Source organism: Paenibacillus sp. J22P218 (genome assembly GCF_056269195.1).
Genome location: NZ_JBWDNL010000004.1, coordinates 656626 through 682343 on the forward strand (window position 1 = coordinate 656626; position 25718 = coordinate 682343).

25 protein-coding genes are annotated in these 25718 nt (G+C 51.6%); 9 read left to right on the plus strand and 16 right to left on the minus strand.

What is annotated here, in order from left to right:
• Nucleotides 1–20 precede the first annotated feature (20 nt).
• Nucleotides 21–962, plus strand: coding sequence for a zinc-binding dehydrogenase (locus AC0YN0_RS20965; protein WP_475822993.1), 942 nt, complete (start codon nucleotides 21–23; stop codon nucleotides 960–962).
• A 75-nt stretch (nucleotides 963–1037) separates the two neighbouring features.
• On the opposite strand, the gene rlmH is transcribed toward AC0YN0_RS20965, so the two are convergent.
• Nucleotides 1038–1517: a 23S rRNA (pseudouridine(1915)-N(3))-methyltransferase RlmH gene (gene rlmH, locus AC0YN0_RS20970; protein ID WP_337103875.1), complete on the minus strand. Its 480-nt coding sequence runs from the start codon at nucleotides 1515–1517 to the stop codon at nucleotides 1038–1040.
• A 166-nt stretch (nucleotides 1518–1683) separates the two neighbouring features.
• Between rlmH and AC0YN0_RS20975 the strand changes: the two genes are divergently transcribed.
• The gene (locus AC0YN0_RS20975) at nucleotides 1684–2070 is read left to right on the plus strand and encodes a DnaJ family domain-containing protein (RefSeq protein WP_475822994.1); all 387 of its coding nucleotides are present in this window, start codon (nucleotides 1684–1686) and stop codon (nucleotides 2068–2070) included.
• Between the two features lie 63 nt (nucleotides 2071–2133).
• Here AC0YN0_RS20975 and AC0YN0_RS20980 read toward each other — a convergent pair whose 3' ends face one another.
• The gene (locus AC0YN0_RS20980) at nucleotides 2134–2301 is read right to left on the minus strand and encodes a CxxH/CxxC protein (protein WP_307204279.1); all 168 of its coding nucleotides are present in this window, start codon (nucleotides 2299–2301) and stop codon (nucleotides 2134–2136) included.
• A 447-nt stretch (nucleotides 2302–2748) separates the two neighbouring features.
• A complete protein-coding gene (locus AC0YN0_RS20985; protein ID WP_475822995.1) occupies nucleotides 2749–4101 on the minus strand; it encodes a S1C family serine protease in 1353 nt (450 codons plus the stop codon).
• Between the two features lie 191 nt (nucleotides 4102–4292).
• On the opposite strand from AC0YN0_RS20985, the gene AC0YN0_RS20990 reads away from it, so the two are divergent.
• Complete coding sequence (locus tag AC0YN0_RS20990; protein WP_337103872.1) at nucleotides 4293–4514, plus strand: hypothetical protein; 222 nt, start codon at nucleotides 4293–4295, stop codon at nucleotides 4512–4514.
• On the opposite strand, the gene AC0YN0_RS20995 is transcribed toward AC0YN0_RS20990, so the two are convergent.
• The 7 genes from AC0YN0_RS20995 to AC0YN0_RS21025 all read right to left on the minus strand — a co-directional run bounded on the left by AC0YN0_RS20995 (nucleotide 4483) and on the right by AC0YN0_RS21025 (nucleotide 13145).
• Entirely contained in the window at nucleotides 4483–5289 is an 807-nt protein-coding gene (locus AC0YN0_RS20995; RefSeq protein ID WP_337103882.1) for an MBL fold metallo-hydrolase, read from the minus strand. The genes AC0YN0_RS20990 and AC0YN0_RS20995 overlap by 32 nt on opposite strands.
• A 380-nt stretch (nucleotides 5290–5669) precedes the next feature.
• On the minus strand, nucleotides 5670–6419 hold the full coding sequence (gene yycI / locus AC0YN0_RS21000; protein WP_475822996.1) for a two-component system regulatory protein YycI: 750 nt from the start codon (nucleotides 6417–6419) through the stop codon (nucleotides 5670–5672).
• 42 nt (nucleotides 6420–6461) lie between these two features.
• Nucleotides 6462–7925 carry a YycH family regulatory protein gene (locus tag AC0YN0_RS21005; protein WP_475822997.1) on the minus strand — a complete coding sequence of 488 codons (1464 nt, stop codon included), beginning with the start codon at nucleotides 7923–7925 and terminating at the stop codon, nucleotides 6462–6464.
• Entirely contained in the window at nucleotides 7922–9769 is a 1848-nt protein-coding gene (gene walK / locus AC0YN0_RS21010) for a cell wall metabolism sensor histidine kinase WalK (protein WP_475822998.1), read from the minus strand. Before walK ends, AC0YN0_RS21005 begins: the two co-directional genes overlap by 4 nt.
• Complete coding sequence (gene yycF, locus AC0YN0_RS21015; RefSeq protein ID WP_337103881.1) at nucleotides 9766–10536, minus strand: response regulator YycF; 771 nt, start codon at nucleotides 10534–10536, stop codon at nucleotides 9766–9768. Before yycF ends, walK begins: the two co-directional genes overlap by 4 nt.
• Nucleotides 10537–10745: 209 nt before the next feature.
• Nucleotides 10746–12323: a peptidoglycan DD-metalloendopeptidase family protein gene (locus AC0YN0_RS21020; RefSeq protein WP_475822999.1), complete on the minus strand. Its 1578-nt coding sequence runs from the start codon at nucleotides 12321–12323 to the stop codon at nucleotides 10746–10748.
• Between the two features lie 138 nt (nucleotides 12324–12461).
• Nucleotides 12462–13145, minus strand: a complete 684-nt coding sequence (locus AC0YN0_RS21025; protein WP_475823000.1) for a hypothetical protein — start codon at nucleotides 13143–13145, stop codon at nucleotides 12462–12464.
• Nucleotides 13146–13312: 167 nt separating this feature from the next.
• Here AC0YN0_RS21025 and AC0YN0_RS21030 point away from each other — a divergent pair, with 167 nt between their 5' ends.
• From AC0YN0_RS21030 to AC0YN0_RS21055, 6 genes are read left to right on the plus strand one after another with little or no spacing between them, the layout of a single operon-like run.
• Nucleotides 13313–14887 (plus strand): spore germination protein, encoded by a 1575-nt coding sequence (locus AC0YN0_RS21030; RefSeq protein WP_475823001.1) that lies wholly within the window; start codon nucleotides 13313–13315, stop codon nucleotides 14885–14887.
• Between the two features lie 5 nt (nucleotides 14888–14892).
• Nucleotides 14893–16080 carry a Ger(x)C family spore germination protein gene (locus AC0YN0_RS21035; protein WP_475823002.1) on the plus strand — a complete coding sequence of 396 codons (1188 nt, stop codon included), beginning with the start codon at nucleotides 14893–14895 and terminating at the stop codon, nucleotides 16078–16080.
• Nucleotides 16077–16295: a hypothetical protein gene (locus AC0YN0_RS21040; RefSeq protein WP_475823003.1), complete on the plus strand. Its 219-nt coding sequence runs from the start codon at nucleotides 16077–16079 to the stop codon at nucleotides 16293–16295. Before AC0YN0_RS21035 ends, AC0YN0_RS21040 begins: the two co-directional genes overlap by 4 nt.
• A gap of 33 nt (nucleotides 16296–16328) precedes the next feature.
• A complete protein-coding gene (locus tag AC0YN0_RS21045) occupies nucleotides 16329–17462 on the plus strand; it encodes a GerAB/ArcD/ProY family transporter (protein ID WP_475823004.1) in 1134 nt (377 codons plus the stop codon).
• Nucleotides 17459–17680, plus strand: coding sequence for a hypothetical protein (locus AC0YN0_RS21050; RefSeq protein ID WP_475823005.1), 222 nt, complete (start codon nucleotides 17459–17461; stop codon nucleotides 17678–17680). The genes AC0YN0_RS21045 and AC0YN0_RS21050 overlap by 4 nt, the downstream gene beginning before the upstream one ends.
• A 36-nt stretch (nucleotides 17681–17716) precedes the next feature.
• Nucleotides 17717–18838 (plus strand): GerAB/ArcD/ProY family transporter, encoded by a 1122-nt coding sequence (locus AC0YN0_RS21055; RefSeq protein WP_475823006.1) that lies wholly within the window; start codon nucleotides 17717–17719, stop codon nucleotides 18836–18838.
• A 58-nt stretch (nucleotides 18839–18896) separates the two neighbouring features.
• On the opposite strand, the gene AC0YN0_RS21060 is transcribed toward AC0YN0_RS21055, so the two are convergent.
• The 6 genes from AC0YN0_RS21060 to AC0YN0_RS21085 form a co-directional block, all read right to left on the minus strand.
• On the minus strand, nucleotides 18897–20180 hold the full coding sequence (locus AC0YN0_RS21060; protein ID WP_475823007.1) for an adenylosuccinate synthase: 1284 nt from the start codon (nucleotides 20178–20180) through the stop codon (nucleotides 18897–18899).
• Between the two features lie 191 nt (nucleotides 20181–20371).
• Nucleotides 20372–21733 carry a replicative DNA helicase gene (dnaB, locus tag AC0YN0_RS21065; protein ID WP_475823008.1) on the minus strand — a complete coding sequence of 454 codons (1362 nt, stop codon included), beginning with the start codon at nucleotides 21731–21733 and terminating at the stop codon, nucleotides 20372–20374.
• Between the two features lie 37 nt (nucleotides 21734–21770).
• Nucleotides 21771–22214 carry a 50S ribosomal protein L9 gene (gene rplI / locus AC0YN0_RS21070; protein ID WP_337103858.1) on the minus strand — a complete coding sequence of 148 codons (444 nt, stop codon included), beginning with the start codon at nucleotides 22212–22214 and terminating at the stop codon, nucleotides 21771–21773.
• Complete coding sequence (locus tag AC0YN0_RS21075; protein ID WP_442049839.1) at nucleotides 22211–24172, minus strand: DHH family phosphoesterase; 1962 nt, start codon at nucleotides 24170–24172, stop codon at nucleotides 22211–22213. Before AC0YN0_RS21075 ends, rplI begins: the two co-directional genes overlap by 4 nt.
• A gap of 18 nt (nucleotides 24173–24190) precedes the next feature.
• Complete coding sequence (locus AC0YN0_RS21080) at nucleotides 24191–25093, minus strand: DUF2232 domain-containing protein (protein ID WP_475823009.1); 903 nt, start codon at nucleotides 25091–25093, stop codon at nucleotides 24191–24193.
• 168 nt (nucleotides 25094–25261) lie between these two features.
• Nucleotides 25262–25690: a CBS domain-containing protein gene (locus AC0YN0_RS21085; RefSeq protein WP_337103856.1), complete on the minus strand. Its 429-nt coding sequence runs from the start codon at nucleotides 25688–25690 to the stop codon at nucleotides 25262–25264.
• Nucleotides 25691–25718: the final 28 nt, after the last annotated feature.

Genomic DNA, 25718 nt, shown 5'->3' on the forward strand with positions numbered 1-25718 from the left:
AGTATTGGAGGAGATACGATATGATTCGTACCGTAGTAATCGATCCGCTGGCTCCGTCGCATTTGGCGTTCAAGGAAGTTGACGCGCCGCAGGCCCAACCTTGGGAAGCAATCGTGCAAGTGAAGACTGTCTCTCTTAATCGTGGAGAAGTAAGGGATGCTAAGGAACAGGAATCATTAAGCCGGCCCGGTTGGGATTTTGCCGGAATTGTCATCGAGCCGGCCAAGAGCGGCGCAGGTCCGCAGAGAGGGGCACGGGTTGTCGGTTTGCTCCCTATGGGAGCTTGGAGCGAGCAGGTTGCTGCTCCCGTTTCGATGTTGGCCCAAATTCCGGACGAACTCACTTTCTCGGAAGCGGCGACCTTACCCGTAGCGGGCCTGACGGCGCTTAATGCACTTAGAAAAGGCGGCATGCTGCTCGGAAAGCGTATTATCATTACAGGATCTACCGGTGGCGTTGGGCTGTTCGCCCATCAGCTTGCGGCCCAGTCCGGCGCATACGTTGTAGGTGTGGCCAGCACGGAAGAGAAAGCCGAGCTTGTTCGAGAAGCCGGAGCTGATGAAGTTGTCATTGGATATTCGGCAGCTTCATCAGCCCGCCAATTCGGTCCTTACGATCTGATCATTGATTCGGTAGGCGGCGATACACTAGCGGCGTTGCTGCCACAGCTTGCGCCGCAAGGTATTTGCGTTGCAGCAGGATTCTCCTCTTCGACAACCGCGACGATCGATATGATGAATCTGGTGACCAGCGGAGGTAGAACACTGTACGGTTTCTTTCTCGGAGATGAAATCACTCGTCAGTCAGCTGCGGACGATCTGAGTTTGCTGGCCCGGCTGGTCGCAAATGGGCGGCTAACGCCACGGATCGCAGTGGAGGCGCCGTGGACCGAAATTGACACCGTCACCCGCAATCTGATGGAGCGGAATTTCTCCGGCAAAGCCGTGCTTCACTTGGATTAATTCTTACCTCCATAACTACGGCATTACATGGTTTGTTATGTAGATATGCTAACTGCTTCATTTAGAAAATTCGCCCTACTTGTGGTACGGTTCCCCCCGATTTATTTTCACTGCCCGATAAATCTGCTCGACCAGCACCAGCCGCATCAGCTGGTGCGGCAGAGTCATGCGCCCGAAGCTGAGCTTCTGCTGGGCGCGCTGAAGGACAGCGGGAGCGAGTCCATTGCTCCCGCCAATAACGAAGGCCACATGGCTCCGCCCATATGTGGCTAACTTATCGAGCTGCGTCGCGAGATCCTCGCTCGACCACAGCTCGCCATCAAGGGCAAGCGCGACGACATGCGCGTCCGGCTTCAGCTGCGCCAGAAGCCGCTCGCCCTCGCGGTCGCGCACAATCGCTTCCTCCGCCGGACTCATCGTCTCCGGCGCCTTCTCATCGGGCACTTCCGTGAGCGTAAGCTTCACGTAAGGCCCGAGCCGCTTGGCATATTCCGCTATGCCAAGCACCAAATATTTTTCCTTCAGCTTGCCAACGGCCGCTATCTGTATATGCATAAATGACGTTACACATCCTTTTAAATGTTGCTCCCAGCATAGCAGAAAATAACCCGATATGTGAAGCGAAGCCCCTCATCGCCCAACTGCCCTGCATATCCCCTATTCCCTCTTCTTTAACTAGCATCGCTTTGTGATAAACTACTGCTAAAGGAGTTGATTGGAGATGGATATTTTTCGTACGTTAGCCGAGGAGAAGATACGCGAGGCCATGCGCAAAGGGGAATTTGACAATCTGCCTGGCGCCGGCAAGCCGCTTCCTCCGGACGATATGGACAACGTGCCGGAGGAGCTCCGAGTTGGCTACAAGCTGCTCAAGAACGCCGGAATACTTCCCGAGGAAATGCAGCTTCGCAAAGAAATGATCACGCTTGGCGATCTCATTTCCGCCTGCCAGAACGATACCGAACGCAAAAAGCTTCAAGGCCAGTTATCCGCCAAGAAGCTTCGCTATCAAGCTATAATGTCCGAACGCGGCTGGGCATCATCCGAAGCGTTTGTCGATTACCAGCGTCAAATCATGCAGAAGCTGCTCGACAAGGATGAGGATTGACTCCTAGCACCATACCCATCCATTCCTTCCGTAAACAACAGCCGCCGACCGAATATATACCCGTTACACCACCAGGAAAGTGGCTGCTTCTTCACACAGATCGCACTTGCGCGGCGGATCCCAATCCGCGAACTGCGTTTCCTTCAAATCGACCACGTCCGGCGCATCCTCATACTCATCTACGAATCTATCTAACGCGTTCTCAATATGAGCTTTACATACACAATACATAATCTGCTCGCTTCCTATCCCTAGTTGATAATTTGATTTTGTTCGCTATCTCCAGCATATCAGAAAATGTCGTATGCTGTGAAGTTAAGAAGTACGTTAGAAGTTTCCAATCCAACCAAGCGGGCGCTAATCACTTAACAATCATCATCCTTTTTTAACCATGTAACGCATCGTGGAACGCTTATTCGCTGTTTCACCCTATTTTTGGCATCCTTACGAATCCAGCGATCCTTATTCACCCAAGTACGATGCATTAAAGCGCCAATTCAGTGAAATAAGTGTTTCTGGATTCGCTAGCATACCCAATTCCCCCTACTATTCAGCAATAAGCGCTTCAGAATTCGTTAGGCAAAAGCATACAAACAAAAAAACAGGATACAAACGGTCGCCCGTTCGCATCCTGTAACCTTCATCTTACATATACATCCTTACTCTGCGCTCGAAGAGTTACTCCTCGTCATCCTTTACGCCCAGCTTGAATTTCGTCGTCTTCAATTCGCCCTCGCGGTAGAACGTGACTTCGATCTCGTCGCCGATTTCCTTCTGGTCGTACAAGTATTTGCGAAGCTCCATTGTGCTGCCGATCGACTGGCGATCCAGCTTCACGATTACGTCGTTGAACGCAAGGCCGGCATCCAGAGCCGGACCGACCGCCTCAAGCACGATGACGCCGTCATACACCTCATCCGGCAGTCCAAGCTCCTGACCGCCTTCTTCAGCTGCTGCCTCATCCTTGTCTTCCGCTTTCGGCGCCTCGCCGCCGTCCTCTTCCTCGGACAATTCGCCTTCGAAAGCTTCCGCCATGCTCTGCTGTTCCCAATATTGCTCCAGATCCATCGTATACACGCCAAGGTACGGACGCGGAACGAAGCCATTTTTGAGCAAGCTCTCGATAATCGGCATCGCGTTGTTAATCGGAATAGCGAAACCGATGCCTTCTACGCCGAAGTCGGCGATCTTCATGCTGTTGATGCCAACCACATGGCCGTTCATATCGATCAACGGACCGCCGCTGTTGCCTTGGTTAATCGATGCATCGATCTGAATAACCTCTTGCTCCCAGTCATACACGCCATCTTGGTTCAGCGAGACAGGGATGATCTGATGCGTCCGGCTGACGATACCCTGCGACAATGAATCGCCAAGTCCCAGCGGATTGCCGATCGCAATGACGAACTCCGCTGCGCGAAGCGCCGAAGAATCGCCAATCTCTGCCACTACATCAATGCCCTTCGCATCAATCTCCAGTACCGCTAGATCGGTAATCTGATCTTTGCCGACAATACGCGCCTCGCGCTTCTCGCCATTCATGAGAACCGCCTTTACGGATATCGCTTTGTCGATGACGTGATGATTCGTCACGATGATCGCCTTGCCGTCGTTCTTCGATATAATAACGCCCGAACCGACGCCAGCCTCGCGCAGCGTACCCTTGTCTTCGCTGCCTTCCTCTAGCGCCTCGCCGCCGAGCGAATACATTTGCTCGTTCACAATACTAACGACGGCTGGTCTTACTTTAGCCGACGCTTGAATAGCCCGCTCCGACGCGTCCATCGTCTGGATGACCCCGGCTGCAGCCTTCGCGGAAGGGCCGCTTCCGCTATCTCCGCCGCCGCCGAAGAATGCTCCGAACAATAGAGTCGCAGCGATGGCGCTGGTGAAAGATGATACGAAGGCGACCTTTACATTGGACCATTTTCGGCCGCCACTTTTATAAGGAAACGCAAAGTCTTCTCGCTTGCTGACACGCGCGCGCCGAGAAACCTTTGTCGAGTAGAAATCGTCGTCGAATAAGCCCATCGCTATCGCTCCTCTCAATGTCTACCGACATCAAGACTATTTTTTGGTATCTAGGAATGTTTTCGGAAGAATTGACTAAAATAATAATAGATTCGTTGGAAAGCACAATCATTTCTACAGTTTTTGCTGCATCATTTTTCATAGCGATAACGTTCATGCAACTATTCATTCATTGAAGGAGAGAAGCCATTATGAAATCCAAATCCCCCGCTTCATGGGAGCACGTTCAGCTCGTTGCCAAGCTTGCAGATCTGAAGGATGACCACTACCGCACCGTCCTCGCTCTTAGCGCCATGCTAGAGCTGTTCATAGAGAAAGGTCTGCTAACGAGAGAAGAGCTTAGCGCCAAGCAAGAAGAGCTTGATGCACAGATGGAATCGCTTATTTCCGCCTCACTTCATCCCATGGGGTAGGTTTGTCATGGTGCGTCTCGCGCAGCGGGTGCTCTTCCTTCTTATAAAATATTCCGTGGTCTTCCAATATAGAATTGACCGTTAATTTCGCTAAGTCCATTACATTATGGTCAAGGCTAAGGTGCGCCAAATAGACCCGTTTCGTTCGATCCGTCATGAGCTCGCACAGCGCCTCGCCTGCCGCTACGTTCGATAAATGGCCGACATCGCTCAAGATTCGGCGCTTAATATTCCAAGGATAACGCCCCATGCGGAGCATTTCCGTATCGTGGTTCGATTCGAGCACCAGCACATCGGAATCGATGATCTGACGCTTCACCTTCTCGCTTACATAACCTAGGTCTGTAGCCAGACTCAGCTTCTCGCCGCGCTCTTCGAACGTATACCCGACCGGCTCCGCCGCATCATGCGAGATCGGATAAGACTGCACCTTCATCGGGCCAAAATCAAGCGCCTCGCCCGTCTCCATAATGACGCGCTTCTCAGGTGCGATATTGCCGACGTGACGCTCAAGCGCGCCCCACGTTGCCTCGTTCGCATAGATCGGCAGCTCGTATTTGCGCGCGAACGCGCCTAATCCTTTAATATGATCGGAATGCTCATGCGTAACGAACAGCGCGTCTATATGATGTCCGGCTATTCCTTGCTCCCGCATGACCTCATCGAGCTTCTTCATGCTGAGTCCCGCGTCGACAAGCACCGTCTTCTCACTGCCTTGCACGATTGTCGCATTTCCCGTTGAACCGCTTGCCAGTACCGTGAATCGTAATCCCATAACCGCCCGTCCTATCCCTTCTGCCCATACATACGGCATACGCACGTATCTATCTATCATTTCTCTCTAGTTTCGCAATATCCTGTCTATCAACGGCATTTACTAGAAATTGGCAGATAAACTCCCGCTAATTGGCTGCTCCGGCTGATATAACTGGAATTTCTCCCGTTATTGTCATCCTCATCGTCTGCTTTAATCAAATAGCTGGAATTGCTCCTGTTAATAGGGCCGGATTTCAAGCAAATGGATGATATCAACGAATTAACAGGAGGAAATCCCTTTATTCTAAATTTTGGTTTCACTTCTCCATATATAACTGGACGATTTCCCGTTATTTTAAACACAGGAAGGACTCCCCACCTGCGCTGCGAACCCACTCGCTACCTAAGTCCTACCGTCTCTACTTGTTCCTCATCCGTCGTAACTTCCCCGCTGATCGCATGAACATAATAGATTTGACCGTCCTCCAGCATGACCCGCCAGGAAGGCGCGGACACTTGCTTCTCGGAGTCAAAGATTTGTCCGTGATAACCCAGCTGTATATCGGTAATAACCGAACCGTTCGGCAAGTACGTCTCTATTAAGCTGGCAACGACCTTGGCCGCAGGCAACACCTGCTTCGCATCGCCCCTGCTTAGAATCTCGATCCGATCCTGCTGATAACCCGTTATTTTCTGAAAGCTATGATGCAGCTCCAGCTTCACATCGAACATCGGCCGCCCTTCCGTTATACGATGCAAGACGAACACGCCGTCATCGCTAACGAGCTGGTCATAAACATATTGATTCAGCTCAGGTATAATGCTCCCGAGCGTCTTCACCAGTTCCGATTGCGTGAAAACAATCCGGCCGTCGACCGCCGTCTCCAGCATGATCGGCTGGGCATTCTTCCTGCTGTCCGAATGCAGCAAATACGTAATATCGCGAAGCTCCGGAGTCTCCAGCGGCAGATTGGCACTCAGCGATATGCCCTTTTGCTGCATAAGCAGCACCTTGTCCTGCGGCAGCTCTGCCGAATTGACGTTCACGTTCACCTGCTCCCGAATATCGAGCCATAGCTGATAGCCTAACAAAATATTAAGCAGCAGGAACGAGAAAATAAGCACGCTCTTCGCTCTACTCCAATCCACTCGCCTTCACCTCCATAACCGCTTCACCGGTCAATTAGTTGTTCAATCCGACTCCCCGCCGGCCGCTTTATTCGCCAGCAGACCCGCATTGCTAAGCGAGCTCAGCGAACCGGTCTGTCCGTTTCCCGAGCTGCCGCCGAGCGTTAGATTGCCCGAGTTCTCCGCATTGCCTTCCTTCTTCGGTTCTTCCTGCTTCGGAGGCTCATATCCGTACGGATATGCATTCTCGAGTACATGCTCCGAACCATCCTGCAGCCGTACGGCCCATACAGGGGTGAAACGCATCTTCTTCTCTTCCACCGGCAGCGCCTGCAAAGCAGGGAATAACGCAATAACTTCGCTGCGGCGCCCGAACGATTGCAGCGTTTTGCGAAGCGGCTCGCCTCCCGGCAGCCAGCGTTCCTTCCTGCTCTCTTCCTTCACGCCGAGCGTAATCAAGGAACGTGCATATTCGGTAACGACGCCCTGTTGAAGCGCCAATCTCATATAACCATAATGGAACGGCGCCGATTCAATGACCGGGTAATGCTCGATGTATTGCTGGAACAGCACAAGCTTCCCTTTACTCGATAAGCCAGGATTGATGAAACGATGCACACCGTCCCAGCCGCCATGGTCGTTAATGAATTCAACGGAAGCGAACACATTGTCGCTAAGCGCATTTTCAATATTTTGCGGGGCGGCAGGGTCTGTATAACTAATCCACATGCCATTTTGCTCAACCTGCAAGCCCCGTTTGCCGTCCGTATAAATTTGTGAGCCGTTGCGGTCCTCCCAAGTTCTCGTCGTGCTAGGATCGAAGAACAGGTTGCGCTGCATCAGGTCGGGCGAATACGTCTCGTAAGGGTATACGATCTCCGACGCGACGATCGGATTGTCCGGATAGTACAGGCCGTCGGCCGTCATCGTAAACGTCGGCTGGTATTGGCCGAAGCCTACATAGTCCTGCACATCGCGCACCGTCAAGTCGGCGCGTACCGATTCATACACCATTTGCCCGTCATCCGCGAAGAAGAACGTACGCACCTCTTCCGTACCCGTCGTCTTAAAAATCCAGATTCGGTTAATCGTCTCGTTCAAGAACAGCAAGTCGCCCTCCAGCTTGAGCAGCTTCTGGAGCAGCTCCACCGGCACGCCGCTATCGAAGCGCAGCTCGATGCCGATATCGTTCTTCCGAACCTCGTCCCAATTGAGCATGTTCGCCGGATTGCGCTGGAAGCCCTTGAATTCCCGTCCCTTGATCCGTTGATTCAAGATCATCTCATAGAACTGGGTACCCGGCAAAATAACCGTATGCTTATTGTCGCCCAAATGAACGATAAGCTGATCCGGAAAGATCACGCTCTCTACACTCATCTCGCGTCCCATCGGCTCGGAGTTTGCATAGTTCTGATCGCTTCGGACGGTGGCGTTAAGACCGGGCATACTATAGGCAAGCAAATAGCTTTGTATAAGGCTGATTGCAACAAGCGCAATTAGCGCCCCCGTTTTGAATTTCTCTATCATGCAATCTCGCCCCCTTCCTGCAGCAATGGAAGCGTGAATGTTACGGTCGTTCCTTCATTGAGTTCGGAATCCAGCGCGATCGAGCCGCCATGCGCCTTCACAATTTCCCGGGCAATCGATAGACCGAGTCCCGTGCCGCCCATGTTCCGCGAGCGAGCCTTGTCCACCCGATAGAAGCGGTCAAAAATACGGTTTAAATCCTTTTTCGGAATACCGATACCCGTATCCTTCACGCTAATAGCCATCGTCCCAGAGCTTTGCTGCTTCCGGGCCGTCAGCTCAATCTTCCCGCCATCGAGCGTGTACTTAATCGCATTCGATATGAGATTATCAAGTACCTGGTCGATCTGATCACGGTCCAGCCACGCGTCCTGCAAGCCGGAGTCCACACGGACGGTTGCCTTAATCGACTTCTGCCGCAGCTGGAACGAGAAGCGATCCGCCACCTCGTCGAGCATATCATGCACGTTCGTCTGCCTCCGTCTAAGCGGCGCTTGATTGGAGTCAAGCCGCGACAGATGCAGCAGATCGGTGACGAGGCGAATCATCCGCTCCGTCTCGTTGCTAATAACGCCGACGAACCGCGACGACAGCTCGCGCTCCTCGAGCGCGCCGTCATTCAGCGCCTCCGCGTAACTCTTGATCGTCGTGAGCGGCGTCCGCAGTTCATGCGAGACGTTCGCCACGAACTGGCGGCGCGAATGCTCCAGCTTCTCTTGCTCCGTTACGTCCTGCAAGACGGCTATCGTGCCCGTAATGCCCTTGTCCCGGCGGTGTATCGGAGTGAACGTCACGCGCAGCACATCGCCCTCTTCATCGCTGAGATGCTCCACATCCTGCCCGCGATCGAGCAGCAGCGTCTGTCCGCGTCCTTGCTGCAGCTCTTGCAGCTTCTGCTCGGAGAGGCCCAGCAGCGTGGGAAGCTCATATCCCTCGCAGGAACGTACATCCAGCAACTCTAGGGCGCGGCGATTCCATACGATGATTTTGCCATGCTCATCCGCAGCGACGACGCCGTCGCTCATATTGGAGAGAATCGAAGCGAGCTTCTCGTTCTCCTCCTCGTTGACCGATAACGCATCCTTAAGCCGAATCGTCATATCATTGAACGCCATGCTCAGCCTGCCGATCTCGTCATCGCCAAGCACCGGCACCTGAAAGTCGAATTTGCCCTCCGCTACCGCCTCGGCTTGCTTCGTCAAGCCTTGAATCGGACTTGTAATCGTATGCGCGAGCAGCACGCCTAGAACGCCGGTAAGTCCCAGCGCAATTAACGTACCCGAGAAAAAAATCTGGTTAACCCGGTTCACCGTGTCATACAGATCGTTCATGGAGGCAACAATATAGACCGCGCCTACGACCTTTTCGTTCAACACGACAGGCTGGGCGATCATCTTCTTATGCATATTGTCTTCATCTATAATTTCTTCTTCATTGTCTCGAATGTTCTGCAAGGCGCGGCTAACCGCAAGCTCATTGTTCTTCTTCCCGATATCCGACTGCTGCATCTGCTGCGACGTCGCGACGATCTTGCCGTTCGAGTCCAGCACCTGCACCTCCGCGCCGCTAATACTGAACAGATTGCGCACGACGAGACTAAGCGTCTCGGTCGTATTCTCCGAGCTGTCGCTATCCGCTTCCAGCTTCGGCGACAAGCTAGGCGCGGCGAACTTGGATAAGATATCGGCCTGCTCCTTCAAGTTGTTCGTGAAGCTCTCGATCAGCGAGTTTTTGACCGTACTAATAAAGTAGACGCCAATCAGCTGCATCGCCACGAGAATAAGCAGCAAATAGATAATAACGAGCTTTACTTGAATGGTGCGAAAAAAGGATTTCCCTTTCATCCGTAACCAAATCCGCCGGACTTCGGATTACGCATCACATAACCAAGTCCGCGCCGCGTCAAAATATATTCCGGACGGCTAGGATCATCCTCGATCTTCTCGCGCAGACGACGAATGGTCACGTCTACCGTCCGAACGTCACCGAAATATTCGAAGCCCCATACCGCCTGGAGCAAATGCTCTCTCGTCATGACTTTACCGCTGTTGCGGGCCATGTAGTAGACAAGCTCATATTCGCGGTGAGTCAGATCAAGCGGCGTATTGTCCTTGTAGACGACATACATATCCGTATCAATGAACAGGTTGAACAGCTTAAGCCCCTGCTTTTCTTGTTCCGGCGCGGCATTCAGATCGATCTGCTGTCCGCCCGCTCCCGCATCGCCATAACCTGTCGCAGCCGGCTTATTGTGGCGGCGCAAATGCGCCTTCACGCGAGCAAGCAGCTCCCTCGTGCTGAACGGCTTCGTTACGTAATCATCCGCTCCAAGCTCAAGACCAAGCACCTTGTCGATCTCCGTGTCCTTGGCCGTCAGCATAATGATTGGCATCTGCAGCTTCGTGCGCACCTCGCGGCACACATCCATGCCATCCTTGACCGGCAGCATCAGATCCAGAAGAATCAGATCAGGCTTCTCCTCGAACGCCAATCTGACCGCTTCACCGCCGTCGAAAGCGCAGATGACCTGATGGCCTTCCTTCTCCAAATTAAACTTTATTATATCTGCAATCGGCTGTTCGTCGTCGACCACTAATATTTTTCCGTGCATCGCTACACCGCCCGTATCTTGTCCTTGTAATCCCTTATATTCTAACATACACCCACTCCTCGTTCACAATGAAACTTCGCTCATGATATAAAACGCCTCTAGAGTAAATTCAAGGATGATCGAACCCACAAAAAAAGGAACGTCAACTCCGCTGTATGCAACAGCGAAGCTAACGCCCCTTTATCTCTATTGGTATGAAATTATAAGTATTATAAGTACCCTAATGGATTAACCTTCGTGCCGTTCTTAATGATTTCGAAGTGAAGGTGGACGCCAGTGGAGTTACCTGTGCTGCCCATGACCCCGATCTTCTGGCCCTTCTCGACAATCGCGCCTTCCTTGACGCTGTAAGAGCTTAAGTGTCCGTATAACGTCTTGTAGCCGTTCTTGTGGTTAATAATAATTGTCTTACCCGTGCCCGACTTACTGCCGATAAATTCGATAACGCCCGTATCGGATGCAAGAATCGATTTGTTGCCCGTTAAGTCGATGCCCGTATGCATGCGGCCCCAACGCTTGCCGAACTTGCTGGACAGCCTGCTGCCGGTTACCGGCATTGCGAAGTTGCCTGAGCCTTCGCCAAGCACAACCTTCGTGCCCTTCATGACGATCGAAGCTACCGCTTCCTTCAGTACTTCCTTCGTGAGCAGCTCTTCGCTAACGACGTAGCCGTTCTGCTTCACAATCTTATACGTGAGGCGCTTCGAGCCCGGAACGCCTTCCTTGATTACCTTCGACTCGCCGAGACGCATGCTCGCGTTCTTCTGAATCTCAACCGCCGGCGCGATCGGCTCAATCTCAACCAGATTCTCCGACGTCGTGACGGTGAGCTCTGGCTGCAGTACGGTCAGATCAAGCACATCGCCGATCGTAATCTTATCATCCTTGATCCAAGTATTGTTCTCATAAATGACTTGCGGTGAAATATCGAACTTCTGTGCGATACAGCCGACACAGTCGCCTTCTTGAACCGTGTATTTCGTCGGCTTCACGCTGCCTTGAACGAGCAGCTTGTACACATCCTCGGCTTGCATAATGTCGTCCGGCGCGATATCCACCTCGTCGATCACTACGTCTTCTACGAAGCCTACGTCCGTTACTTCCCGGCCAGGCGTCTTCGAAGGCGTCTCCGCCTTGGCTTCCGCCTCTTTCTGCTCCGAATCGGAGTTGAAAGACAATACGGATACTTCATTTTTCTTCTTAAGCGAGGCGGCCAGCTCAGGTGCGTACTTGCTCTGCACGCGAAGCAATACATCATTTGCCGTCTGCTGATCCTTCACGATTCCGATTACTTTGCCGTCAATCTTCACTTCCACGCCGACCGCGTGTGTCGTGAACATGCCTTCCAGCTTACCAAGCGTTGCCTCGGTCTCCGCGACCGCCTTGAATGCACTTTCACTGGCGTATGTAATCGTGCCGGTATCCAATACCATCTTGATGTCCGGATTCGCTTCTTGCATTTCCGCTGTTTCTTGCTGTATGAGCAGCTCGACTGCCTCAGGTTGGTCTACCGTGCCAACGGCTGTACCATTCATATATACGTTGTAGAATTGAACTGTGTTTGCTTTTACATACTGGCTTCCGCTAAATCCGGCTACAGTGAGGAGTACAAGCGACCCAACGACGATGACAAACGGCTTCTTGCGCCAAAACGGCGAAGTCGTCTGAACGCTGGCGGGCTGTTGCTGCTTCTTGCCATTCAAGTGTTCTGATCGTGCAGGTCTAAAGTACTGGGTCGTCTTGTCCCATACCTTCTGCAGTCGACCCTTGTCCCTGAAAACGGTCATGATCGTCTCCTTTTCGCGTTAAAGCTACTATTTTTTTCTTAATCAACCAAAAAAAGCGAATTATCCTGTCGGATCACTCGCCTAATACTTTAACATATGCCTAACAAATGGGGCAACCTTTACAAACTGTTAAGAAGATTAATATTTTTTCAGAATATTCATCATCTGTTCGTATTCCGCTTTGTCGAGATGCTGTGCCATAATCTGTTGAACGCTTGTCAGCTCTTGTTCCGTTAGACCATCTTCTACATAGCCGGAGATCAATTGCATCGATTCTTGCGGTAATTTGCTCATGAGCAGACCGAATAACGTTTCCTTGTCGTCATCCGACATTTGCTCCTTCGTTTCTGTCAAATCTTCGGTTGATATTGCCGTCTCTGTTCCGTCGATTTCCCCGCTGTCATCGACTCCCTGATCAGGCTGCGACGGCGATCCTCCCGCTTCCGTTCCTCCTCCGATACCGATATCCGTAAGCGGTGGATTCTCGATTTCTCCGAAAGCATCTTCCGATACAGGCACATCGTCCTGCTCGCCGTTGCCGCTTGATGCGGTCGTGTCCTCCGGAGAAGATGAAGCCTCCGGCTTGTCCTGCCCGCTTCCGCCTTCCGCGACATCCTCCTTCGCAATCGGAGGATCGCTGCCCCACAGCTTGCCCCATACACCCGACATCGCTATTGGCGGCACCTCAAGCGGCAGGTTGAATTGCTTCAAGAGCGTATCTACGTAACTCGTAACAATATAACCCGTCGTCCATATCGATAGAAAGCTTAAGATAAGCCCCGACGCGATGAGCTTGCCCAGCCACCCTACTTTTTTCATCATCTCTGCCTCAATCCCTTCTTGAGCCGCAATCTGTTATCTATCATTATGGTCAACTATAGAGAGAGACATTCCTCATTCCCCTTATAAAAATGGAATTGTCTGCATGTTTTTACTCCTTGATGCGCATTCTATTTGGTAGTCGCTCTGTCAGGAGGTGCGCAGTCGTTATGACCGAAAATAAGGATCCCAAATCGCAGCAAAACAGCAAATCGGGGCGCATCTCGCCGCTGCAGCAGTTAGATGAGCAGCGCAAACTGCTGGCTAGGCCGCTTACCGGCAGTCTCAAAGAAGATATCGACTGTCTTCGGCAGTTATATGCAAGCAGCAAGGACGTCATTTTCCATGAATTCCAGACTCATAGCGGAGTCAAGCTGGCCATTGTCTATATCGATGGCATGACCGACATTAAGGAAATCGACGCGGAGCTGCTGCGACCGCTTAAGAACAATAAGCCGCCGGAGGACGCGGTCGGATGGGAAAGCGTTATTCGGGTCGTGACGCTCACTTCCTCCAAGAGCATTGCGACGATGGATGAGGCTTGCACGCATATTTCAACCGGGGACAGCGTGCTGCTGCATGACGGAGAGCCGACGGCACTCGTATTCTGCATGCCGCTTTGGGAGTCAAGAGCGATCGAAGAGCCCGAGGCAGAAATTGTCGTACGAGGACCTCGCGAAGGCTTCGTGGAGACGCTTAGAATTAATACGGCTATGCTGCGGCGCCGTTTGCAGTCGCCAGCCTTTCAGTTGAAAACATTATCGATTGGCCGATACACGAAAACAAAGGTCGCAATCGCATATATGGAAGGGATAACCGATCCGAGCCTCATAGAGGAGATGGAGAATCGACTCAGCATCATCGATGTGGACGGCGTCATCGATAGCAATATGATCGAAGAAATGATAGAGGACGAACCGCTCTCTCCGTTTCCCCAGCTGCAAACAACAGAGCGCCCGGATGTCGTCTCGGCCGCCTTGCTTGAAGGGCGTATCGCCGTCCTTATAAACGGTACGCCAATTACATTAGTAGCGCCTGCTACATTGTTCAGCATGATGCAGTCGCCGGAGGATTTCTACCAGCGCTCGCTCGCCATGACCGGCATTCGTTGGCTACGCTTCCTGCTTGCCGCTATCGCGATTTTCATGCCGTCGCTATACGTTGCCATCCTATCCTATCATCAAGAGATGATACCGACGACACTGCTGCTGACGATCTCCAAATCGCGCGAGCAGATTCCGTTCCCGGCGCTCGTCGAGGCGCTGCTCATGGAGATTACGTTCGAGGCGCTGCGCGAAGCCGGCATTCGCTTACCGAAGCAGGTCGGTGCCGCCGTCAGCATCGTTGGCGCCCTCGTTATCGGCCAAGCCGCCATTTCTGCGGGCATCGTGTCCTCGCCGATGATTATGGTCGTGGCGATCACTGGCGTCGCTTCTTTTCTCATACCGAACTATTCACTAGCGATTGCACTGCGTATCATTCGTTTTCCGATGATTCTCAGCGCGGGCATTCTTGGGCTGTACGGCATCGTGTTGTCGACCGTTCTCATCATCGTTCATCTGCTCTCGCTGCGCTCATTCGGCGTTCCGTATTTGTCACCAATCTCGCCGTTGCAGCCGGAGCAGTTGAAGGACACGCTTATTCGCGCGCCGCGATGGGCACTGACTACAAGGCCGCACTTTACCGGCGGGCCATGGAATAAATACCGTCTCAGGTTGCCCAAATCACGCTTGAAGAAGGAATGATACATGTGTGCGCCTACCGGCTTGTCCGCCCAGCAGCCGTGCTGCTTACGCTGCTTATCGCAACGTCGTGCCTGACCGCCTGCTGGGATCGGAACGAAATTAACGATCTGGCTATCGTAACCGCTGCGGGCTTTGATCTGGCTGATGACAATAAGATTAAGCTCAGCGTACAGATCTACGTCCCTGCCAGCTCAAGCTCCGGACAGTCGCTTGGCAGCGAGCCGAGCGGGGAAATAAAGCAAGCTTTCGTCGAGAGCGCGATTGGCGCCAATACGTCGGAAGCAGCATCCCGGCTGCAAGAACTGCTTTCGCGCAGGCTGTTTTGGGGACAGTCCGACGTATTCATTTTTAGCGAGAAATTGGCCAAACATGGCTTGAATGATCCTTTGGACTTCCTTATTCGCCATCCCGATCCGCGCGAGCGGGCGAATATATACATATCCAATGGAAACGCCGACAAGCTGCTGACCTGGAAATCGAATATCGAGCGCAATAGCGCGGAAGCGTTGCGGGAAATGTCCGTCATTCAGACGGGACTCGACGTGTCACTGCTCGAGGCGATCGTAGATTTATCGGATGAGGCCCACACGACTCTTATTCCATGGGTACGGATGAAGAAGAGCGGCAATAAAACTTCCCCCTACTTCGGCGGTATCGGCTCAATCAAAGCACAGAAGCTGAATTATTTATATGACATCTATCAAGCGCGGGGACTATTATGGCTGCATGATGAGATTGAGTCAGCCACGCTTACGACCAAGATCGATGACGGCAATGGATATGCCTCAATGGAAATCGTGAGCGGTGACACCAACTTGAAGCCCATCGTACAAGGCGACAAGCTAGCCGTGAGCGTTCAGATCAAGATAGCGGGCAACATTAACGAGAATACGACGAAGCTTGATGTGACGAAGCCAGAGAATGTGAAGAGGCTCGAGAAGCAGTTCGGCCTGGAAATCATGGAGCGGATTGAGGGGGCAGTCAAGATTGCGCAGCAGACGAATACGGACGTGCTCGGGTTCGCTGACCAATTCCATCGCCATCACCCGCAAGTATGGAAGAAGAACAAACCGAATTGGGACCATGTTTTCCCCCAGGTAGAGGTGAAGTATGACGTCGACGTAACAATACTGCGGATCGGCTTGGTAGGTAAAAATAAAGTGCTGAACGACGGGATGGAACAATCACAATGAGCATAACCGGGCTGGTTTATATTACTGTCGTAACGGGCGGACTGTTTCTTCTGCAATGGAAGCAATTGCGCGATCCGAAATCCAAAGCCCTGTTTGCCGCTCTCATGGTCGTCATGTGGGCTCTCGCGGTCGTCGTCGCGTATGATCCGACGTTGCCAGGACCCTATCAGCTCGTGGAAACGGTCATAGGAGCATGGATTAGGGACAACAATTAATACTGCGCATTTATTAGAAAAGAGGGACGATGTATGCCGAAACCGTTCATATCCGCCTTTCAGCTCTGCGTGCTCATGTTCCTCTCGCTCATGGGAACGGCATTCCTAACCGAGGTCAGCTCGGCTGGGCCTACTGCCGGCCACGACCTGTGGATCGCTCCGATCTGGGGACTTGCCGGCGGTCTGCTGTGTATTTTTGCCTGGATCAGCCTGCATAACCGATATCCCGGCATGTCCCTAGTGCAATACGCCGATCGAATCGTTGGTCCGGTTGTCGGCAAGCTGCTGTCGCTGCTCTTTCTGTTTTACGTAACGTACGCAACCGCTTATATGCTGAGACAATTTTGTGATTTTATCAATATATCCTTTTTGATGAGAACACCGCCTATTGTGCTTGCCTTTTGCCTCATTTTGCTGTCTGCAATCATTATTCGGTGCGGCGTTGAAATTCTCTGTCGTTTAGCCGTATTTTTTCTGCCGTTTCCGTTCCTGCTTTGCGCCCTCATATTTTGGCCCTTGTACAAAGACTTGAAACCCATCTTGCCCATATTCGAGAACGGGTTGCTTCCTTCGTTCCAAGGGGCGTTCGTTTTGCAAACCTGGTATGCGATGTTCTCTTTGATAACCTTCTATTTGCCTTCGGTAGGAAGAAACCAAAAAATTAAAGGATGGAGCGTAACCTCGTCCGTCATGTTATGTCTCATGCTCGTCATCATCAATTGGCATGTTGCTTCCTTCCTTCGGCATGCGACGGAGCTATATCTATATCCCGTTATGGTCATTAGCCGATACTCCTCGTTCAGCGAATTTTTTGAGCATTTGGAATCGATCGCGATGATGGTCTGGGTCGTCTTAGTCATTATTCGGGTTTCATACGGTTATTACTGCTTGGCCACGGGAATGGGACAATGGTTCAAGCTTCCCGACCTGAAGCCCGTTGTCATTCCTATGGGCATGCTCCTTCTCATCTTCAGCTTTTGGGGAATACAGAGCTCTCTTGTCATAACGATTAATCGTTGGATCGTCCCTGTATTTTATATAACCTGCGCCATCGTGCTGCCGCTCCTGCTTCTGCTAATCGATCTATGCCGGAGAGGACTTCACCCGAATAAAAAGGAAACAGAGACTTCTCGCTCTAAGGATGAAGCGGAAGGAGCCGCGCTTTGAGCACCTATATCGCCATTCTGTTGGTAGCTGCGGCCACTACCTTATTCGACCTGAAATGGCTGACCAACAAGCGGCTCATTATCAGCTATGCCGTTGTTTATGCGCTCGGTCTTACTCTAGGCATCTATATCTTAATATTTCCGCATGCGCCAGGGCCAACACAGTGGTATATTCGGATATTCGGCGTATTAAGCCGCACTATATTCATTCAGTCGTAGCCACTACATACGGAACGACCGGGAGGAACGAACATCATGCTAGACCATGGCAAAATCCAATCTTCTCAGCTCGCGTGCATGATCTACTTGAGTACGCTAGCCACCTCTATGATATTAGCGGCGCAATTTGCTTATATCCAAGCTAAGACGGACATGTGGCTTTCTCCGGCGCTGGCCTCGGTAACAGCCTTTTACCTGATTGCCATCCTCGTCTATATGCATCGATTATTTCCCGGGCGATCGCTCGTTCAATACAGCGAGGAGCTGCTTGGCGTCTTTGCCGGCAAGGCAGTCAGCTTGATCACCCTGCTCGTGATGCTATTGATGAACGCCAGCCAGACGAGACTATTCGGCGAAGTGATGTCGGCCTACTTTTTCCGCGAGACGCCGCCCCTCGTCATCAACCTGTCCTTAATACTCGTATGCGCGATTGCGGTTCGCTCCGGCGTAGAGATCGTTGGCAGGCTCGCCCAGCTTTGTACGCCGATTATCGTCATTCTGATGCTAATTTTCTTTTTGCCTTTTTTACCTGAAATTGAATTTGACCGCCTGCTTCCGATGCTGCAGCAAGGCATCGTACCTATTATAAGGAGCTCCGTCTATTTGCAAGTATGGTTTCCGATGTATATCTTCATGACCTTCTTCTTGCCTTATGTCAGCGATATCGGCAAGGCGAGAAAACACGGCTTCATCGCCGTATGCGCCACGACGGCTTCACTCACCGGCATGATGCTTCTCGTATTGCTCATTCTCGATCAATCGACGTCACTCTTTAGCCACCCCTTTATGATCCTTGCCCGATATGTGGAGGCTTTTGATTTCATCGAGCAATTCGACGTCTTCCTGATGATCTTTTGGGTGCTTGACGTGCTCATTCGGACCACTGTCATCCTTAGCGCCACCTGCCTTGCCGTTGCGCAGTGGTTAAGACTGTCCGCTTACAAGCCGCTCGCCTTCCCTCTAAGTTCCCTTACGCTGGCTATTAGCGGATGGGGCACGCCGCGCGTTATGGATTATAACCAAAACGGAAATTATATTATGTTCGTTTATATCATTGGTTTCTTGCTCATTCCAACGCTTTTGTTTTTGGTATCCCTCATTCGAAAGCCGCATTCGACAACTAGCGATAATGCGCAAGCAACCGCCGATTCCGGGTAAAAAAAAGAGCTGCCCATATCGTGTATGGGCAGCTCTTATATTCACATTAAGCGAACTATTAGTAGATCGAACGCACAATGTTCGTTTGCTCGCGATTACGGCCTACCGAGAAGATTGCGATCGGAATGCCTGTCAGCTCGGATACGCGGTTCAAGTAGTTGCGCGTATTCGTCGGCAGATCATCAAGCGTCTTCGCGTTCGTAATGTCTTCGGACCAGCCTGGATATTCCTCGTACACCGCTTCGCATTCGGACAGCATCTTAAGGCTCGCTGGGTAATGCTCGATCAATTCGCCGCGGTATTTGTACGCCGTACAGATCTTAACCGTATCAAGTCCGCTTAGTACGTCAAGCGAGTTGAGCGACAAACCTGTGATGCCGCTAACACGGCGCGCATGGCGGACAACAACGCTGTCGAACCAGCCGACACGGCGCGGACGGCCTGTAACCGTACCGTACTCATGTCCTTTATCGCGGATCAATTGACCAATCTCGTTATCTTGCTCGGTTGGGAAAGGACCATCGCCGACACGAGTCGTGTACGCCTTGGCAACGCCGATAACTTGTTGAATCTTTGAAGGGCCTACGCCCGAACCGATACATACGCCGCCAGCCGAAGGGTTGGAGGATGTAACGAACGGATAAGTACCTTGGTCGATGTCGAGCATAACGCCTTGTGCGCCTTCGAACAACACTTTGCTTCCAGCATCGATCGCATCGTTTAGAATAACGGATGTATCCGTTACATAAGGACGAAGCACTTCAGCGAAACCAAGATAATCAGCTACGATCTTGTCAGCATCAAGCGGTTCTCCGCCGTATACTTGTTGGATCAGGTGATTCTTCTCCAGCATAACAGCGCGTACGCGGGTTTCGAATTCTTGCGCATCCATCAGATCGGAGATCCGAATACCGTTGCGAGCCGCCTTGTCCATGTAGCAAGGGCCAATGCCTTTGCGTGTTGTACCGATTTTATTGTCGCCCTTTCGATCTTCCTCAAGGCCGTCCAATACGAGGTGATACGGCATAATGACATGTGCGCGATCGCTTATTTTCAAGTTTTCCGTTGAGAAGCCATTGTCATGAATATAGTTAATTTCGTCGATCAACGCTTCAGGATTAATAACCATCCCGTTGCCGATGACGCATACTTTATCGTTATTGAATATACCTGACGGAATCATCGTCAGCTTATATTTTTTATTATCAATGAGAATGGTGTGTCCGGCATTGTTACCACCTTGGTAACGAGCGACGACATCGGCTCCCTCAGCCAAATAATCAGTGATTTTGCCTTTCCCTTCGTCTCCCCACTGCGTACCGACAACAACAACCGTAGACATAATCATACCCCCGTCCGGCGTTTAAGAACACCGAAAATTACCGTCTCACAGCCTATACCCAGCTATGATGCCCTGAGGCAGCCCAGCTGATACAAAGCAAAAAGACAGCATTATTAGTGTAGCAGTACGTCATAGATAAGTCAAACGAAAAACGAACAATTGTACAGTCGCCCATACAATTGTTCGGATATTTACGATGCTTGCGATGGATCCTGATGCGCTCTGTCAATGCTAACGAATTTATTGTAGTTTTTGAGAAACACCAGCTCGACCGTTCCAACCGGTCCGTTACGCTGTTTGGCAATGATGATCTCGATAATATTCTTTTTCTCGGACTCTTTGTCATAATAATCGTCACGATATAAGAACGATACAATGTCGGCATCCTGCTCGATCGATCCCGACTCCCGAAGGTCGGACATCATCGGACGCTTGTCCTGCCGCTGCTCAACGCCACGGCTGAGCTGCGACAGTGCGATAACCGGAACTTCCAGCTCACGCGCGATATGCTTAAGCGTACGCGATATTTCCGATACTTCCTGCTGCCTGTTCTCTCCCGCTTTGCCGCGGCCTTGAATGAGCTGCAAGTAGTCGATCAGAATCATGCCAAGCCCTTTCTCTTTCTTCAAGCGACGGCACTTGGCGCGGATTTCCGCTACCGTAATGCCGGGGGTATCATCGATGAAGATTTGCGCTTCGGACAAGGAGCCGATCGCCATCGTAAGCTTCTCCCAGTCGTCGCCTTCAAGGTGGCCGGTACGCATCCGACCGGCATCGACGTTCGACTCGGCGCAGATCATACGTTGCACGAGCTGCGCCGCGGACATCTCCAGTGAGAAGATGGCTACTGTTTCTCTAGCCCGTACGCCAACGTTCTGCGCAATGTTCAGCGCGAACGCCGTCTTGCCGACGGATGGACGTGCCGCCACAATGATCAGATCGCTTCGCTGGAAGCCGGACGTCATCTTGTCCAGATCCACGAAGCCTGACGGAATGCCTGACGTTCCGCCCCTGTTCATATATAAGTGCTCAACCTTCTCGAATACCTCCATCAGCACATCGCGGATCGAGATGAAGCCGCTGCTGGAGCGGCGGTTCGAGATTTCAAGAATTTGTTTCTCGGCATCGCTTAATAGTACGCCTACATCCTCAGAGTTTGCGTAGCCGTCAGAGACGATATTCGTCGCTGTACGAATAAGACGGCGAAGCATCGACTTCTCTTCTACGATCTGAGCATAATAGTCGACATTGGCTGCCGTCGGTACGGAATTGGCCAGCTTCGCCAAGTAACTGACGCCGCCAATTTCCTCAAGCACTTGCTTATCCTGCAGATGCGCGGTTAACGTGACAAGGTCAATCGGCTGATTGGTCTCGCCAAGCTCGATCATCGACTCATATATTAACCGATGGGGACCGCTGTAGAAATCCTCGCTTCGCAGGCGCTCCATGGCGGTAATAAGCGCTTCAGCCTGCAGAAGCACGGCTCCGATAACGGCTTGCTCGGCTTCCACGTTTTGCGGCGGAATTCGATCAAATCTCAGCTCTTCTTCCATCACTTACCCTCGCTTCCTTCTTTCGATGTTGCTTTGCTTATTCTTCTGCTGCCTGTACGTTCAGCTTCGCTTTCACTTGCGGGTGGAGCTTAATAGGTACTTGCGTAACACCAAGCGTACGAATCGGATCTTCAAGCTCAATCTTGCGTTTATCAATCTTAATGCCAAGCTCTGCAAGAGCCTCGCCAATTTGTTTGCTTGTAATGGCGCCGAACAGTCTGCCGCCTTCTCCCGCCTTCGTCTTCACGACTACGGTCATCTCGCCAAGCTTCTTCGCGAGCGCTTCAGCGTCTTCTTTCTCCTTGTCCTTGCGCTTCTGCTCGGATGCGTTCTGAACTTCCAGCGTCTTCAAGTTGCCGTCGGAAGCCAGCTTCGCTAGACCTTGCGGCAACAGGAAGTTGCGTACATAACCTTCGGAGAGCTCCTTCACGTCGCCCTTTTTCCCTTGTCCCTTAACATCTTTCAATAAGATCACTTTCATTCAAATAACCCCTCTTCCGCATCGATTTCTTTTAATACTTGCTTCAACTTCTCGGCGACTTCGCCCACGGTTCCTTCAAGCTGCGCGGCCGCATTCGTTAGATGTCCGCCGCCGCCCATTCTTTCCATTACAACCTGTACGTTCATATGGCCTAGCGATCTTGCGCTAATGCCGATTAATCCGTCGGCCCGCTCGCCAATGACGAACGATGCCAGAATATCCGTCATATTAAGCAGTGTATCAGCGGTCTGTGCGATAAGCAGTTGCGAATACTTGCGTCCGCTCTCCGTTACCGCAATAGCGACATGCTCATAAAGCACCTCGGCATGCTTAATAATTTCGGCCTTGCGTACGTATTCCTCCAGGTCTTCCTTCAGCATCCGTTGAATCATCATGGAATCCGCGCCGTTGCGGCGCAAGAACGATGCCGCCTCGAAAGTACGGGCGCCGGTGCGCAGCGAGAAGCTCTTCGTATCGACCGTAATGCCGGCTAACAGCGCTGTAGCTTCCCGAATATCAAGCACGACACGCTCATGAATATATTGCAGCAGCTCGGTAACAAGCTCGCATGTCGATGACGCGTAAGGCTCCATATAAACCAAAATGGCGTTCGAAATAAATTCCTCGCTGCGGCGATGATGATCCACCACCACAATGCGATCGGTTTGCGACAGCAGCTTCGGCTCCTTAACCATAGACGCCTTATGCGTATCGACGACAACCGCAAGCGTATGCGGCACGATAAGCTGCGCCGCCTGCTCCGGCGTCACGAACCGCTTCGCGAGCCGCTCGTCTTCCCTAATAAGAAGCATCATCTTATCGATTGCCGGATTAACGCCCTCAAGTACGATATAAGCTTCCTTGCCGAACAGCTGCGCTGCCTTCAGCACGCCGATGGCCGCTCCAATCGCGTCCATATCCGGCATCTTATGACCCATGATAACGACGTTATGGCTCTCCTTGATCAAGTCGCGAAGCGCATGAGCGACAACACGCGCTCTTACGCGCGTCCGCTTCTCTACTGCGTTCGTCTTGCCGCCGTAGAATGATTGGCGCGCGCCAACCTTGACCGATGCCTGATCGCCACCGCGGCCGAGCGCAATGTCGAGACTCGTATGCGCCCATTGGCCAAGCTCGATGATATGCTCCGCCCCTGCTGCGAACCCGATACTAAGCGTAATCGGAATTTTCTGCTCGCCTGTCATTTCGCGTACTTCATCCAGAATAATGAACCGGGACTGCTCAAGGACCTTAAGCGTCTTCTGGTCCGTAATAAGCAGGAAACGATCGGATGTGAGACGCTTCAAGTAAATATGATACTTCTGCGCCCATTCCGTAATCTCAGTCGTTACCTTCGATAACAGCGTACCGCGTTGATGATCGTCCATTCCGGTCGTAACCTCTTCGAGATTATCGATCATGACGACGCCAAGCGCCAGCTTCTCTTCATCGTAACGTTTGCTAAGCTGCCAGCGCTCTGTAATGTTCTTCACGTAGAGAATACGTTCCTTCGGCTTGAATATAAGCTCATACACCTGCGAGCCAACCGTAGCCTCAATCGTACCCTCGCGTTCCTTCGCCTGTTGCAGCGATGGGAACAGCTCCGTCAGCGGACAGCCGATCACCGATTCTTTGCCTACGATTTGCGTGATATACGGATTATGCCACTCAACGGCTCTCTCTTCATTATAAATAATAATACCGAAAGGGAGCTCGCTGATAACATCGTTGCCCGCCTTCTTAACTCGATAAGACAACGTACCTAGGTAGTTCTCCAAATCTCTGCGGAAAGCCCGCTCCGCCAATATCGTATAGACGAGTACAGCCCCCGTAAAGAGCAGTCCAATTAACCCCAGCAGCCACTCATACCACGAGAGCGCAAGCGTCATAAGAACCATCAATACGAAAGACCATACCTGGTGCATCCCATGCCACCGTGTAACCAAAAACTTCGGCATTTCTAATTCGCTCCCGTGTTATGATTTGACAAACGACTTCCGGATCGGAAAGGCAGTATCCAGCAAACCAATCAAACAAAGAGGCGGGAATAGAAGTACCGGAATTGCGATGAGAATCGGTACGGCTCCATTCCATTTCCGATGATAAGCGAGATAGAAGAAAAAGCCGATCGTCTGAATCGAAAATACATAACCGAGCAATGGCACCAAATTGGTCAGCGCCACGGCAAAATAAGTTTCGCTCGTGCTGGATGTGAACATCTGCATGACGTAGGTAATCAGGTAAAGGAACACGAGCAAGCGCGGCAGACGCCAGTCCTTCGCCTTCGTGAAGGCCGGCACTTCAAGACCGCTGCGGTTCACAATACGGCGTGCCAAATACTGCGTTAAGATCGCATACAGCAGCGAAGTCAGCATGAACGTAAGCGGAATCGCGTTCACAATCGTACGAATCATCATTTCTGTCGTATCGGAATTCCATTCCTTCGGCAGAAGCCCTTGCGCGGTAAGATCGGTAACCGTAGTACGGATCATCGAGCTAAGCTCTCCAATAATGGAGGTATCCAGCATCGTCTCCGATATGAGCAGCAGAAGCATCATTTGCGCCAGTACAACAAGCGTTACGGTACGTATGACGCTGGACGCCCTTGACTTCATCTTGTACATTATACCCATCGCAATCGATGGCAGAACGAAGAACAAGCCGACAATCAGCACCGGCAGTCCGATCACCCATGTGGCGAGCGCGAAGGGAATAATAAGATGGATGGCGAACGAAGTCTTCGGCAGAATCGCGTACAACACAACAATTGGCACCATCATGAACATAACAGTAAGAACATTGAGAAGCGGCACAGCAATAGACATTAGTAATAAGAGTGCCACGAAGCTCCATAGCACTGGTTTCAAGCCGGTTTTCAAACCGTTCACCTCTTGCGCATGTAATCTGATATTTGGGCGAAACTTTACAACTCATTATAGCACAAATGCTAAACATATCACGCACTACAGATTTGGCGTCGATTGAATACAAAAGAGGCGAAATCCGATTATGAATTCCGCCTCTATCCTACGAGATAAAGCCATTAATTAGTCCTGCATCACATTATTATGTTGTTCAAAAATCAGCTTCTCGCAATAATCGATAATTTCGCTCCTGCGCACAATGCCGATGAATCGGTTCATATCGTCCACGACAGGGACAAAGTTCTGCGCCTTCGCAAGTGAGATAAGATCGTTCATATTAGAGTCGATTCGAACCGAACGGTTATTCATCCGCAGCGGCACCTCCGACAGGCTGATCTTGCTCGTCTGGTCGAAGCCAAGATCCGTTCGGCTCTTCAAGAACCATAGCAGATCGCCCTCCGTCACCGTTCCTACATAACCGCCTTCATCGTCTATGATCGGCACCGCCGAATAACGATGATACTCCATCCGCTCCAGCGTCTGCCTGAGCGTCGCATCGACCGTAACGGTCACAACCTCCTGCTTCGGAAGCAAAAAAAACGCAATATTCATTTAGAAAACAACTCCGTTCCGTATGCTC